The organism is Haemophilus sp. HMSC71H05 (assembly GCF_001838635.1).
Lineage (GTDB): Bacteria > Pseudomonadota > Gammaproteobacteria > Enterobacterales > Pasteurellaceae > Haemophilus_D > Haemophilus_D parainfluenzae_R.
Map to the genome: position 1 here is coordinate 119,565 of NZ_KV838028.1, position 13,776 is coordinate 133,340.

General features: G+C 41.1%; 12 protein-coding genes. All 12 read left to right on the forward strand.

Going from position 1 to position 13,776, the window contains the following annotated elements; all coding sequences use genetic code 11:
* The first annotated feature begins 31 nt into the window (after positions 1-31).
* Positions 32-3,511: a DNA polymerase III subunit alpha gene (gene dnaE / locus HMPREF3279_RS04405; protein ID WP_070591003.1), complete on the forward strand. Its 3,480-nt coding sequence runs from the start codon at positions 32-34 to the stop codon at positions 3,509-3,511.
* 78 nt (positions 3,512-3,589) lie between these two features.
* Positions 3,590-4,129, forward strand: a complete 540-nt coding sequence (gene pyrR / locus HMPREF3279_RS04410) for a bifunctional pyr operon transcriptional regulator/uracil phosphoribosyltransferase PyrR (protein ID WP_049365120.1) — start codon at positions 3,590-3,592, stop codon at positions 4,127-4,129.
* Positions 4,130-4,206: 77 nt separating this feature from the next.
* Positions 4,207-5,139 carry a peptidylprolyl isomerase gene (locus HMPREF3279_RS04415; RefSeq protein WP_070591006.1) on the forward strand — a complete coding sequence of 311 codons (933 nt, stop codon included), beginning with the start codon at positions 4,207-4,209 and terminating at the stop codon, positions 5,137-5,139.
* A 64-nt stretch (positions 5,140-5,203) separates the two neighbouring features.
* Positions 5,204-6,253 carry an endolytic transglycosylase MltG gene (gene mltG, locus HMPREF3279_RS04420; RefSeq protein ID WP_070591009.1) on the forward strand — a complete coding sequence of 350 codons (1,050 nt, stop codon included), beginning with the start codon at positions 5,204-5,206 and terminating at the stop codon, positions 6,251-6,253.
* Positions 6,253-6,885, forward strand: coding sequence for a dTMP kinase (gene tmk, locus HMPREF3279_RS04425; protein WP_070868204.1), 633 nt, complete (start codon positions 6,253-6,255; stop codon positions 6,883-6,885). The genes mltG and tmk overlap by 1 nt, the downstream gene beginning before the upstream one ends.
* On the forward strand, positions 6,882-7,862 hold the full coding sequence (locus HMPREF3279_RS04430) for a DNA polymerase III subunit delta' (protein WP_070868205.1): 981 nt from the start codon (positions 6,882-6,884) through the stop codon (positions 7,860-7,862). Before tmk ends, HMPREF3279_RS04430 begins: the two co-directional genes overlap by 4 nt.
* A 7-nt stretch (positions 7,863-7,869) precedes the next feature.
* Positions 7,870-8,652 (forward strand): YchF/TatD family DNA exonuclease, encoded by a 783-nt coding sequence (locus HMPREF3279_RS04435; protein ID WP_070868206.1) that lies wholly within the window; start codon positions 7,870-7,872, stop codon positions 8,650-8,652.
* Positions 8,653-8,678: 26 nt separating this feature from the next.
* Entirely contained in the window at positions 8,679-9,203 is a 525-nt protein-coding gene (locus HMPREF3279_RS04440) for a DUF1523 family protein (RefSeq protein WP_049365127.1), read from the forward strand.
* Between the two features lie 110 nt (positions 9,204-9,313).
* Positions 9,314-10,624, forward strand: coding sequence for a polyamine export protein PaeA (locus HMPREF3279_RS04445; protein ID WP_049365128.1), 1,311 nt, complete (start codon positions 9,314-9,316; stop codon positions 10,622-10,624).
* An 81-nt stretch (positions 10,625-10,705) separates the two neighbouring features.
* Positions 10,706-11,236, forward strand: coding sequence for a hypothetical protein (locus HMPREF3279_RS04450; RefSeq protein WP_049365129.1), 531 nt, complete (start codon positions 10,706-10,708; stop codon positions 11,234-11,236).
* Positions 11,237-11,310: 74 nt separating this feature from the next.
* Entirely contained in the window at positions 11,311-12,831 is a 1,521-nt protein-coding gene (gene fruB / locus HMPREF3279_RS04455) for a fused PTS fructose transporter subunit IIA/HPr protein (RefSeq protein ID WP_049366676.1), read from the forward strand.
* A 3-nt stretch (positions 12,832-12,834) separates the two neighbouring features.
* On the forward strand, positions 12,835-13,776 hold the full coding sequence (gene fruK / locus HMPREF3279_RS04460) for a 1-phosphofructokinase (RefSeq protein WP_070868207.1): 942 nt from the start codon (positions 12,835-12,837) through the stop codon (positions 13,774-13,776).

Sequence of the window (13,776 nt, forward strand, 5' to 3'; positions counted from 1 at the left end):
TCTGTTTTAACTATCAACATAAGGATTATTCATGTCAACTCAACCGCGTTTTGTACATCTTCGTACACACACCGATTTTTCAATGATCGATGGTATCGTGAAAGTGAAACCATTGGTCAAAGCGTGTGCTGCAAACAATATGGTTGCGTTGGCATTAACGGATTTTACCAATTTCTGTGGTGTAGTGCGTTTTTATGGTGAAACCCTTTCTTCGGGGATTAAACCGATTATTGGCGCAGATGTTCATGTTAAAAGCGAGCTATGCGGTGAGGAATTATTCACCCTCACTTTACTTGCCAAGAACAATGAAGGCTATAAAAACATCACATTATTACTTTCAAAAGCCTATCAACGCGGCTATGTGGACTTGCCTTATATCGACCAGGAATGGTTGATTGAACACCGTGAGGGTGTAATTGTTTTATCAGGTGGCACACAAGGCGATATCGCGAAAAAACTCCTTAAAGAAAATATTTCCGAAGCGGAAAGTGCGGTCAGTTTTTATCAAGAATTTTTTCCTGACCATTTTTACCTTTCGCTGTCTAGAACGGGTCGTCCGGATGAAGAGCGTTATATTCAAGCCGCATTAAAATTGGCTGAGGAACATGATTTACCGCTTGTTGCAACCAACGATGTTGTCTTTCTCGCACCTGATGATTTTGAGGCACACGAAATTCGAGTTGCTATTCATGATGGCTATACCCTTGACGATCCGAAGCGTCCAAAACGTTATACCGAGCAACAATATTTTCGCTCAGAAGAAGAGATGTGCGACTTATTTGCGGACATTCCTTCTGCACTTGAAAATACGGTATTAATAGCACAACGCTGTAATGTGACTTTGCGTTTGGGGCAATATTTCCTCCCTCAATTTCCAACTGGCGAGCTGAGCACGGAAGATTATTTGGTGATGAAAGCCAAAGAAGGCTTGGAAGAGCGTTTAGCGTTTTTATTCCCCGATGAAAAAGTGCGGGCAGAAAGACGACCAGAATATGATGAGCGTCTTCAAGTCGAACTCGATGTGATTAACCAAATGGGTTTTCCGGGTTACTTCTTAATCGTCATGGAGTTTATCCAATGGTCAAAAGACAATGATATTCCTGTAGGACCAGGGCGTGGCTCTGGTGCGGGTTCATTGGTGGCTTATGCACTAAAAATTACCGATTTGGATCCCCTTGAATTCGATCTTCTTTTTGAGCGTTTCTTAAACCCAGAACGTGTTTCCATGCCCGATTTCGACGTCGACTTCTGTATGGATGGACGCGATCGTGTTATCGATCATGTGGCAGAAACTTATGGTCGTGGTGCGGTATCACAAATTATTACTTTTGGTACCATGGCGGCCAAAGCAGTAATTCGAGATGTGGGTCGCGTATTAGGCCATCCTTATGGCTTTGTGGATCGTATCTCGAAAATGATTCCCCCTGATCCCGGCATGACTTTAGCCAAGGCTTTTGAGGCTGAACCACAGTTACAAGTGGCATATGATTCAGATGAAGAAGTCAAAGCCCTAATTGATATGGCGCGTAAGCTAGAGGGGGTCACGCGAAATGCGGGTAAACACGCGGGTGGCGTGGTAATTTCCCCTTCTTTGATTACAGACTTTGCACCACTTTATTGTGACAATGAGGGCCTTCATCCGGTTACTCACTTCGATAAAAATGATGTGGAATATGCAGGTTTAGTGAAGTTTGACTTCTTAGGTTTGCGTACACTCACCATTATCAAATGGGCTTTGGATATGATTAACGCTCGCCTTGCTCGTGAAGGCAAACCGCCAGTCGATATTGCTGCTATTCCATTGGATGATCCCGAATCCTTTGATTTACTGAAACGGTCTGAAACGACCGCCGTATTCCAGTTGGAATCTCGCGGGATGAAAGATTTGATTAAACGCCTGCAGCCAGACTGTTTTGAAGATATTATCGCATTGGTGGCATTATTCCGACCAGGTCCATTACAATCGGGCATGGTGGATAACTTTATTGACCGTAAACATGGTCGTGAGGAAGTGTCTTATCCTGATGCAAACTACCAACATGAAAGCCTTAAACCGATTCTAGAGCCAACTTACGGTATTATTTTGTATCAAGAGCAAGTTATGCAGATTGCTCAGGTGTTAGCAGGTTATACTCTTGGTGGTGCGGACTTATTACGCCGTGCGATGGGTAAGAAAAAACCGGAAGAAATGGCGAAACAGCGCTCAGTGTTTAAAGAAGGCGCTGAAAAAAATGGTGTTGATGGCGAACTTTCCATGAAGATTTTCGACTTAGTGGAAAAATTTGCCGGCTATGGTTTCAATAAATCGCACTCTGCCGCTTACGCATTAGTATCTTACCAAACCCTTTGGCTGAAAACCCATTTCCCTGCTGAGTTTATGGCAGCAGTAATGACCTCGGAAATGGATAATACGGATAAAATTGTCGGCTTATACGATGAATGTTTACGTATGGGCTTAAAAGTTACCCCACCGGATATTAACGTAGGAAAACATCATTTCAGCGTGAATGAAAATGGTGAAATTGTTTATGGCATCGGCGCCATTAAAGGTGTGGGTGAAGGTCCGATTGAGGCACTGATTACCGCTCGTAATGAAGGTGGGATTTTCAGAGATTTATTTGATTTATGTGCTCGCGTTGATTTGAAGAAAATTAACCGTCGTACTTTTGAAAGTCTGATTATGTCGGGCGCATTTGATAAGTTAGGGCCACATCGTGCGGCGTTATCTAAGAATCTAGAAGATGCACTCAAAGCCTCTGATCAGCATGCAAAAGATGAGGCCATGGGACAAGCCGATATGTTCGGTGTGCTGACAGAAACACATGAAGAAGTGGAAAATGCTTACGCTCATACGCCACCTTACACAGAAAAACAAATTTTAGATGGTGAGCGCGAAACCCTTGGTTTGTATTTAAGCAGCCACCCGGTGAGTCGTTATTTAAAAGAGCTCTCTCATTATAGTTCTACGCGATTAAAAGATCTCACGCCAAACCGCCGTGGGCAAATTAGTACGGCAGCCGGTTTGTTGGTGTCAACTCGCTTTGCGACAACGAAAAAAGGTAATCGAATTGGTATCGCAACCATAGATGACCGTTCGGGACGTTTAGATTTAACCATATTCGGTGAAAGCTTAGACCAATTTGGTGAGAAACTGCAAAAAGACACGGTTGTAGTGGTATCTGGCCAAGTGAGTTTTGATGATTTTTCAGGTGGATTAAAAATGTCGGTACGGGATTTGATGACCTTGGATGAGGCGCGTTCCCGTTATGCGAAATCTTTGGCTATCAGTTTGTCTGAGGAGCAGATTAGCCCAAGTTTTATCAAGAAACTGAAAGAAATGTTAGAACCTGTTAGTGGCGGCACTTTACCGATTAACGTATATTATCAAAGCGCAAAAGGTCGTGCGTTATTGCGTTTAGGGATTCAATGGTCGATTACACCAACGGATGACATTCTAACAGAATTGGTGAATTTGCTCGGCGAAAATGCAGTAGAGCTAGAATTCGGTTAATATTCCAGTCAAAGTGCGGTCAAAAAATCCGTGTTTTTTAACCGCACTTTAGGTGAGATAAACAAAGCGAGAGATAAAATGGAAAAAATCATTATTGATGCAGACAGATTTTTACGTACCATTTCACGTATTTCCCACGAAATTATTGAAAAGCACCAAGATTTCGATAATGTGATTTTAGTTGGGGTGAAACGCCGTGGTGCTGAAATTGCCGAATTGATTCAACGTCGTATTGAAGAGTTGAATGGAGTAAGTCTTCCAATGATGGAATTGGATATCACATTTTACCGCGATGACTTAGAGTACGTTGAACCTGAAAATCCAACCCCTGTGTATAGCGGGGCCTCAAGTTATATGAATATTCAGGGTAAAGAAGTCATTTTGATCGATGACGTACTCTTTACCGGTAGAACTATTCGTGCCGCGATGGATGCGTTAACAGATTTTGGTCGAGCTGCTAAAATTGAATTGGTGATTTTAGTGGATCGCGGACATCGTGAATTACCAATTCGGGCAGACTATGTAGGTAAAAATGTGCCTACTTCCCGTGATGAACAAGTTCAGGTGCGTACATTAAAATACGATGGTTGTTATGAAGTGGCATTATTGCCTAAATAACGATCAGCCTATTGTGAACCTTTGATAAAATTGATAATCTAACGAGCATTATCCTATTATTTTTTAAGACAACTAAAATGAAAAAATCAATGTTAAAATCTCTTTTATTTGCCATGATCGGTCTGTTTACTTTTTCTCAAGTTCAAGCAGAAGAACGCGTTGTGGCGACTGTGAATGGTACACCAATTTTACAAAGCCAAGTGAATGCTGTAATGGGTAAGAAAGGTAGCCAACGTGCAGCATTAGATAAGATTATTGATGATATGCTGACTGATAAGGCTATCAAAGAATCAGGCGTAAAAGTAAACCAAGCGGAAGTAAACCGTATCGTAGAAGATATTGCAGCGAAAAATGGTTTAACTTATGGTCAATTCTTAGATGCGTTGGATTATCAAGGCATTTCCTTAAACGCATTTAAACAACAAATCTCTCGTCAAATGTTAATGGCGGGTGTGCGTAACCATGCCATTCAAAACAGCGTAGATGTGACTCGTGAGCAAGTGGATGCATTGGGTAAACAAATGTTCGATGAAGCGAAAGCAAAAGGTACTGCACAAAAAGTGATGGGTAAAGAGTATGAAGTTCGTCATATTTTATTAAAATTAAACCCATTACTGAACGATGCACAAGCTAAAGCAGAATTAGAACGTATTCGTAGCGAGATTATTTCTGGCAAAATGACATTTGCTGATGCGGCATTAAAATATTCTAAAGATTATTTATCAGGTGCGAATGGCGGAAGCTTAGGCTATGCTTTCCCAGAAGCTTATGTAGGTCCATTTGCAAAAATGGTTGAAACAACCCCACAAGGTACTATTTCTGCTCCATTTAAATCTGAATTTGGTTGGCATATTCTCGAAGTAACCGGTAGTCGTGATGGCGATAAAACAGAAGATGCCTATCGTCAAAAAGCTTACGAACAAATCGTGAATAGCCAATTACAAGATGCAACCAAAGACTGGGTGAAAGCATTACGTAAAAATGCTGATATTCAATATTTCGATAAGTAACAGAAACCGTTAGAATAAGGGGGCATTTTTGCCCCTTTTGTCGTTTTTATAAAATGAGTGACGCATGAAAAAATTTTTTGTCTTTTTACTGATTCTCTTGCTAATTCTTGGTGGTGTTGGTTTTTGGGGTTATCAAAAATTAACTGAGTTTGTTCATACGCCGGTGAATGTCACGCAGGATCAATTGCTTACAATTGAGCGAGGCACTACTGGCAGTAAACTCGCCGCTTTATTAGAGCAAGAAAAAATTCTTGAACATGCCGATTTATTGCCTTGGTTATTGAAATTACAACCGCAGCTCAACAAAGTGAAAGCGGGGACTTATTCTTTAACGGGCGTGAAAACGTTGCAAGATTTATTGGATATGCTCAATTCCGGCAAGGAAGCGCAATTTAGCGTGAAGTTTATTGAAGGTAAAACGTTCAAGGAATGGCGTAAAAACCTTGAAAGCGCACCTCACTTAAAACAAACCTTGCAAGGTAAAACGGATAAAGAGATCATGGTGTTATTGGATATTCCAGCCGTTGCAAAAGCCGTTTACGAATGGAATAACATGGATGGGTGGTTGTATCCAGATACCTATAATTACACGCCTAACTCGACGGATCTTGAATTATTAAAACGTTCAGCTACTCGCTTACAAAAAGCTTTAGATAAAGCGTGGAGTGAACGGGATGAAAATCTCCCATTAGCAGATCCATATCAGATGCTAATTTTAGCTTCTATTGTGGAGAAAGAAACAGGAATTGCGGCGGAGCGCCCACAAGTGGCTTCAGTATTTATTAATCGTTTAAAAGCCAATATGAAACTGCAAACTGACCCAACCGTGATTTATGGAATGGGTGAGAGTTATACCGGCAATATTCGTAAGAAAGATTTGGAAACGATGACCCCGTACAATACCTATATGATTGAGGGTTTACCACCAACACCAATTGCGATGGTGAGTGAGAGCGCTTTACAGGCTGTGGCGCATCCAGCGAAAACGGACTTTTATTATTTTGTTGCTGATGGAAGTGGCGGTCATAAATTTACTCGCAATCTGAACGAGCATAATAAAGCGGTGCAAGAATATTTACGTTGGTATCGTAACCAACAAAAAGGAGCCAACTAATGCAAGGCAAATTTATCGTCATTGAAGGGCTGGAAGGTGCAGGTAAAAGTACCGCCATGCAAACGGTGGTGGATACATTAAAATGTCTTGGTGTAAATGATATCGTGTTTACTCGTGAGCCAGGCGGTACACCGTTAGCAGAGAAATTACGCCATTTAATCAAACATGAAACAGAAGAGCCTGTTACCGATAAAGCGGAATTATTAATGCTTTATGCGGCACGAATTCAATTGGTAGAAAATGTGATTAAGCCAGCATTGGCAGAAGGAAAAATTGTGCTTGGCGATCGTCACGATATGTCTTCTCAGGCCTATCAAGGTGGTGGGCGTCAGTTTGACCAAACGCTGATGGCAAATTTAAAAAATATGGTGTTAGGTGATTTTGAACCCGATTTTGTACTGTATTTAGATATTGATCCTGCAGAGGGGCTTGCACGTGCTAGAGGACGAGGCGAATTAGACCGTATTGAACAACAAGGGCTTGATTTCTTCCATCGTACTCGCCAACGTTATTTGGAATTGGTGCAAAACAATCCGAAAGCCGCCATTATTAATGCTGGCCAGCCTTTGGCACAAGTACAAGCGGACATTCAAAGTGCGATCAAAAATTGGTGGGTTTCACAAGCAAAATGAGCGAACTTTATCCTTGGTTAGTGCCTACTTATAACAAGATTAGCCAAACTTTTAGCGAAGGTTTGGGGCATCATGCGTTGTTAATTAAAGCCGATCAAGGGCTAGGGGCAGAACGTTTATTTGATGCTTTGACAAAACTCATTATGTGTCAAACGCCAGATAATGCACCTTGTGGCCATTGTCATGCTTGCCACTTAATGGTTGCGCAAAGTCACCCCGATTTTCATGTTTTAGCCTCTCAAGAAGGCAAAGACATTGGCGTTGATCAGGTACGGGCGATTAATGAAGTTGTCAGCCAACACGCGCAACAAAACGGCAATAAATTAGTGTATATCCAAGATGCAGAACGTCTTACGGAAGCGGCAGCGAATGCGTTGCTCAAAACCTTGGAAGAGCCACGTCCGAACACGTATTTCTTATTGCAAACAGAACCTTCCTCTTCATTGTTAGCGACTATTTACAGCCGTTGCCAAGTGTGGAATGTTCCTTTGCCAACGGAAGAGGAAGCTTTAACTTGGCTTTCTTCTAAATTTCAGGCAGAAACATCAGAATTATTGACCGCACTTGCGATGAATTTGGGGCGTCCGATGTCAGCATTAGAAACACTCCAGCAAGGATTAATTGAACAGAGAAAAAATTTCCTACGTCAATTTTGGCTGTTTTATCGTCGTCGTTCACCTTTGGAAATTTTGCCTTTCTTTGAAAAAGAACGCACCGTACAGCAAGTGGATTGGATTTTAGCGTTTTTAAGCGATGCCATTAAATACAAACTCGAAATACAAAGTGGCTGGCAAACACTTGATCTTAAAACAGGTGTAACTCAATTTGCAGACGAGCAAACAGCGCTTGGGTTATTAACCGCGAATAAAATTATGCAAAAAGTACGCTCGGATTTACTTACCATTAATGGTGTTAATACGGAATTAATGTTACTAGATGGTTTGACGAAGTTAATTACCGACGTATTTAAGGACTAAATAAATTATGTTTATCGTAGATTCCCATTGCCATTTAGATGCATTGGATTATGAAAATTTACACAAAGATATTGCTGATGTAGTGGCCAAAGCCCACGCACGAGATGTGAAGCATTTATTGGCGATTGGTGTAACATTAAGCCGTTTTGAAAAAGCTTACCCTGAGTTAGCAAAATTTCCGAATGTGTCTTTGGCTTGCGGCGTGCATCCATTAGATCTTGAAGAAGAACCTTACGATGCTGAGCGTTTATTACGTTTATCCCAAGATAAAAAAGTGATCGCAATTGGCGAAATCGGTTTGGATTATTATTACAGCGCCGATAATAAGGCATTGCAGCAAACGGTTTTTGTTGATCAAATCAGAATTGCTAATGAAGTGGATAAACCCGTGATTATTCATACTCGTTCCGCGCCAGAAGATACCATTGCCATGTTGCGTGAGCATCATGCAGAAAAGTGCGGTGGATTAATTCATTGTTTTACAGAAACCTTAGACTTTGCGAAAAAGGCACTTGATTTAGGTTTTTATATTTCTTGTTCGGGCATTATTACCTTTAAAAATGCGGAAAGTATTCGTGAAGCCATTCGTTATGTACCAGCAGATCGCCTGTTAGTTGAAACCGATTCGCCTTATTTAGCGCCAGTGCCTTATCGTGGTAAAGAGAATCAACCTGCCTATACGCGTGAGGTGTGTGAGTATGTGGCGGCGTTAAAAGGGATGTCTGTGGAAGAATTTGCGCAAATTAGTACACAAAACTTCGAGCGTTTATTTAAAATTAATGTACAATAAATCATCGATTTAAATGAGAGAGTTTTATGCGTAAGTTTTTTAAGTACTTTTTATTTTTAGTGGTCTTTGTTTTCCACGGATTTATGTTTGCCGTGGTGGACTACGTTTTCCCACACTATGATGTGACGCGAGTAACGGGTGTGGAAGTGAAACGTGTTGATAAAGATGGCCCGATTACAAAATCGAATCCGGCTGATGGTCCAACGCGTGATGTGTATTTTATTAATACACAAAATGATGATGGAAAAATCATGGTATATCGTAATGAAGATACCCGTTGGGGTTTTCCATTCTATTTCAAATTTGGTTCAGCTAACTTACAGGCTCAAGCTCAAGCCTTTGGTAATGAAAATAAATTAGTACAAATCAAGTATTACGGTTGGCGTATGACGATGTTTGATGAATATCGTAATGCGGTTTCGGTGAAGGAAATCAGCGACGATATCACACCAAGCCATCCAATTTTATCTTGGGTATTCTATGCATTCCTATTAGTTACCCTTTTCCTTTCAGTACAATTTGTACGCGGCTGGTTCGACAGCGAAAATTAGCGTTTCTCAAATGGGGCGTCATAGAACGCCCTAACAATTTAATAATACCATTTCTAACCTAAAAACCAGCGGTAAATTGACCGCACTTTAAAACCAATAAAGAGAACATTATGAGTTTATCTGCAGCGATTTTAATTTTAATCGTATTAATTATTATCAGTGCAATCTTGTCATCAGCCGAGATTTCTCTCGCGGGTGCAAGACGCATTAAACTACAAACGTTAGCCAATGAAGGCAATATCCAAGCGGAAAAAGTCTTAAAATTACAGGAGCAGCCAGGTCGCTTTATTACTGTGGTCCAAATTGGACTCAATATGGTTGCCGTACTTGGTGGGGTGATTGGTGAAGCAACAATTAGTCTTCACTTACAGAGTTTTTTACATGAATACACCAAGGCTGAATGGGTTGAACCTGCCTCCTCTTGGATTGCCTTTTTCATGGTAACCATAACATTTGTTTTATTAGCCGATTTAATTCCGAAACGTCTTGCATTGATTAATCCTGAAGGTGTTGCGTTACGGACTATTGGCATTATGCAAGCCTTTATTTTCTTCTTAAAACCTATTGTATGGTTTTTTGATGGTCTTTCTAATATTTTTTTCCATTTAATGGGTGTACCTACTAAACGTGAAGATAACATGACGCCAGAAGACATTGTGGCGATCGTAGAAGCGGGAGCCGAAGCGGGGGTGTTAAAAACACAAGAGCATTATTTGATTGAAAATATCTTTGAAATGCAAGAACGCACCGTGTCTTCAACCATGACAACACGTGAAAATATCGTGTTTTTAGACCGCACTTTTAGTCGTCAGGAGGTGTTGAATACCTTATCGGCAGACTCTCATTCTAAATTAGTGATCTGTGATAATGGTTTGGATAAGATTTTAGGTTATGTGGAATCACACACCTTATTAACACTCTATCTTCAACAAGAAGTAGTGGATTTAACGGATAGCCGTTTATTGCGTAAAGCATTATTTATTCCAGATACATTGTCGTTATATGAGGTATTGGAGTTATTTAAATCCACGGGTGAAGACTTTGCCATTATCGTCAATGAGTATGCACTTGTGATGGGTTTAATTACCTTAAACGATGTGATGAGTATTGTGATGGGCGAATTGGTTTCTAACGAAGAAGAACAAATCGTTAGCCGTGATGAAAACTCTTGGTTGATTGATGGTGCAACGCCACTTGAAGATGTGATGCGTGCTTTAGATATTGAATCTTTCCCAGATGAAGAAAACTATGAAACCATCAGTGGCTTTATGATGTATATGCTACGCAAAATCCCGAAAAAAACTGATTTTGTGTTATACGATAAATATAAATTTGAAGTCATCGATACCGAAAACTTCAAAATTGATCAAATTTTAGTTTCGATTGTCAAAGACAGCGGAGTGAGCAAAGAATCAGCGTAGTGCTAGGCGTTTCCTTGCTTAATCCCCCATTCTAAGTATAATTAACGGCGGTTTTAACCGCCTATAAATAAGGAAAATTTAATGTTTAAAAAAATCTCGGTATTCTTTGTGGCAGTAATGCTTGCAGGTTGTTCTTCGATTTCAGATATGACCTCTTACATTCCGTTTATGGGTAAAGACAAAAAGGTCATTGATTTAGATAAAGATAAAATCGACCAAAAATCTTACGCGGCAGCTTATGAAGCCACTGTGGCAACCTATAAAGATCGCGTAACAAAAAATTTCTTTGTGGATAATTTTGCAAGTGGTGCAAATGACTGGTATCTCGGTCGTATTGTTGTGCCAATCAAACAAATTCAAGATAAACTCTACACAGGTGGTCATGATTCTGATGTGTATGCTTACTACAGTGGTGTGTTGCATGCAGAAGCATTACAAACCAACTTCAGCCGCTTAAGCGCGAATTGTTGGCAAAAAGTGGATTCACCAAGTGTGACACAAGGGATCTACGATGCAATGCGTGATTTGCAAAAAGGCAAAGAGCGCGGTGAAAATGACGCTTACATTTCCCAAGGTAGCGAAATGCTACTCAAAGCCTGTACCGGCCAATAATCAATTTGAGCTGTTGATGAGCGATCCCATCAGCAGCTTTTCTTTTTTAAAATCATCAATGTGAAGGAGCAAGAATGTTAGAACTTTCGGAAAGCAACATTCATTTAAATGCTACGGCAACAAATAAGCTGCAAGCTATTGAAATGGCTGCAAGTGCGTTAGAGCAAGCTGGCAATGTTGAACAAGGCTATTTGCAGGGCATGCTTGGACGTGAACAACAAACCTCCACTTTTTTAGGCAATGGGATTGCGATTCCACACGGTACATTAGAAACCCGTTCGATGGTGAAAAAAACCGGTGTGCAAGTTTTCCAATTTCCACAAGGTATTGAGTGGGGAGAAGGCAATATTGCTTATGTTGTGATTGGTATTGCTGCCCGTTCCGATGAGCATCTTGCTTTGCTTCGTCAATTAACGCATGTTTTAGGTGATGAAGACACTGCGGCACAGTTAGCGACATTAACAAATGTTGAAAAATTCCGTGCGATTTTGTTAGGTGAAAGCGATGCTTTTAGCATTGCTGAAGAAACATTAAGTTTAGATATTGAAACGCAAAGTTTGCTCATCCTTACCGCCATCAATGCAGGTAAATTACAACAGCAAAGTGCGGTTGAAAATAGCTTTGTTTCTGAAGTGGTATCCAATTCTGCTCTGCCGCTTGGTAAAGGGTTATGGGTAACCGATGCCGTATCAGGTAATGTGAAAAATGCCTTAGCATTCAGTCGTGCGAAAACCATTTTTAATCATAATGGCAAAGCGGTGAAAGGCGTGTTGACGATTTCGGCGGTTAACGATCAAATCAATGAGACATTAGCGCGTTTATTGGATGATGAAGTCCAAAATATTTTATTAAGTGGTAATACGCAGCAAATTTTGACCGCACTTAATGGCGGTAAAGTGCCTGTTGCAGCAGCTGCTCAATCTGAAGGTCAAATTGCTACAGGTGCAGTGATTGGGACCTTTACTGTTCGCAATGAACATGGCTTGCACGCTCGCCCAAGTGCGGTGCTTGTTAATGAGATGAAAAAATTCGCCTCCAAGATTACCGTACAAAATCTTACTCGAGAAACCGCACCAGTTAGTGCAAAAAGCTTGATGAAAATTGTGGCATTAGGTGTCACTCAAGGTCATCGCTTACGTTTTGTGGCAGAAGGGGATGATGCGAAACAAGCCATTGAAGCCTTAGGTAAGATTATTGCGAGTGGGCTTGGTGAAGCTGTCTCTGCTGTGCCACCGGCTGAACCGGATACCATTGAAGTGAGCAGTGAGCACGCACCACAAATTCACGAAGACAAAACAGGTTTACCAGCAGATGCCATTGAAGCCGTATTTATGATTCGTAATGAACACGGTTTACATGCTCGTCCAAGTGCGGTACTGGTTAATGAAGTGAAAAAATACAATGCGTCTGTTGCGGTACAAAACTTAGATCGTGATAGCCAATTAGTCAGCGCAAAAAGTCTGATGAAAATTGTGGCGCTCGGTGTCGTGAAAGGTCATCGCTTACGTTTTGTAGCGAGCGGCGAAGAAGCTCAACAAGCGATTGACGGTATTGGTGCAGTCATTGAAAGCGGTTTAGGTGAAGGTAAGGAGTAAGTGATGGCAAAAGTAGCAACAATTACCTTAAATGCCGCTTACGACTTAGTCGGGCGTTTGCCGCGTATTGAAATCGGCGAAGTGAATACTGTTGAAACCCTTGGTCTTTTCCCTGCCGGAAAAGGCATTAATGTCGCTAAAGTATTAAAAGATTTGGGCGTAGAGGTGGCGGTTGGTGGCTTCTTAGGGGAAGACAACGTGGGTGATTTCGAAACCCTATTTAAAAAACAAGGCTTAGAAGACAAATTCCATCGTGTTGCAGGCAAAACCCGTATTAATGTAAAAATTACGGAAACCGAAGCCGATGTGACAGACCTAAATTTCTTAGGTTATCAAATTACTCCAGAAGCTTGGCAGCAATTTACAGCAGATTCATTAGCGTATTGTCAAAACTTTGACATCGTTGCGGTTTGCGGCAGTTTACCGCGAGGTGTGAGTCCCGAATTGTTCGCGGATTGGCTTAATCAGTTGCATCAAGCTGGTGTGAAAGTCGTATTAGATAGCAGTAATGCAGCACTTACAGCAGGTTTGAAAGCCCATCCTTGGTTGGTAAAACCAAATCATCGCGAATTGGAAGCTTGGATTGGCCATCCATTAAATTCTCTTGATGAAATTATTGCGGCAGCCAAAAAACTTAAAGCAGATGGCATTGCTAACGTGATTATTTCGATGGGCGCGAACGGTTCTTTATGGCTGAGTGATCAAGCTGTGATTCAAGCTCAACCACCTAAATGTGAAAACGTGGTGAGCACCGTAGGAGCGGGTGATTCTATGGTAGCGGGCTTAATTTATGGTATCGAAAAAGGCTTGTCTCAAGCAGAAACCTTAGCATTTGCGAGTGCTGTTTCTGCCTTTGCTGTTTCGCAAAGTAACGTGGGGGTGAGTGATATCGCCTTGCTTGAGCCAATTCTGGCGAATGTTAAAATTTCTGTGATTGAAGGATAA

What these genes read in the sequence shown, in the direction of transcription:
- fruB (WP_049366676.1), top strand. Translation starts at nt 11,311, where the DNA reads ATGTTAGAACTTTCGGAAAGCAACATTCATTTAAATGCTACGGCAACA.
- HMPREF3279_RS04415 (WP_070591006.1), top strand. Translation starts at nt 4,207, where the DNA reads ATGAAAAAATCAATGTTAAAATCTCTTTTATTTGCCATGATCGGTCTG.
- mltG (WP_070591009.1), top strand. Translation starts at nt 5,204, where the DNA reads ATGAAAAAATTTTTTGTCTTTTTACTGATTCTCTTGCTAATTCTTGGT.
- dnaE (WP_070591003.1), top strand. Translation starts at nt 32, where the DNA reads ATGTCAACTCAACCGCGTTTTGTACATCTTCGTACACACACCGATTTT.
- pyrR (WP_049365120.1), top strand. Translation starts at nt 3,590, where the DNA reads ATGGAAAAAATCATTATTGATGCAGACAGATTTTTACGTACCATTTCA.
- fruK (WP_070868207.1), top strand. Translation starts at nt 12,835, where the DNA reads ATGGCAAAAGTAGCAACAATTACCTTAAATGCCGCTTACGACTTAGTC.
- HMPREF3279_RS04445 (WP_049365128.1), top strand. Translation starts at nt 9,314, where the DNA reads ATGAGTTTATCTGCAGCGATTTTAATTTTAATCGTATTAATTATTATC.
- HMPREF3279_RS04450 (WP_049365129.1), top strand. Translation starts at nt 10,706, where the DNA reads ATGTTTAAAAAAATCTCGGTATTCTTTGTGGCAGTAATGCTTGCAGGT.
- tmk (WP_070868204.1), top strand. Translation starts at nt 6,253, where the DNA reads ATGCAAGGCAAATTTATCGTCATTGAAGGGCTGGAAGGTGCAGGTAAA.
- HMPREF3279_RS04430 (WP_070868205.1), top strand. Translation starts at nt 6,882, where the DNA reads ATGAGCGAACTTTATCCTTGGTTAGTGCCTACTTATAACAAGATTAGC.
- HMPREF3279_RS04440 (WP_049365127.1), top strand. Translation starts at nt 8,679, where the DNA reads ATGCGTAAGTTTTTTAAGTACTTTTTATTTTTAGTGGTCTTTGTTTTC.
- HMPREF3279_RS04435 (WP_070868206.1), top strand. Translation starts at nt 7,870, where the DNA reads ATGTTTATCGTAGATTCCCATTGCCATTTAGATGCATTGGATTATGAA.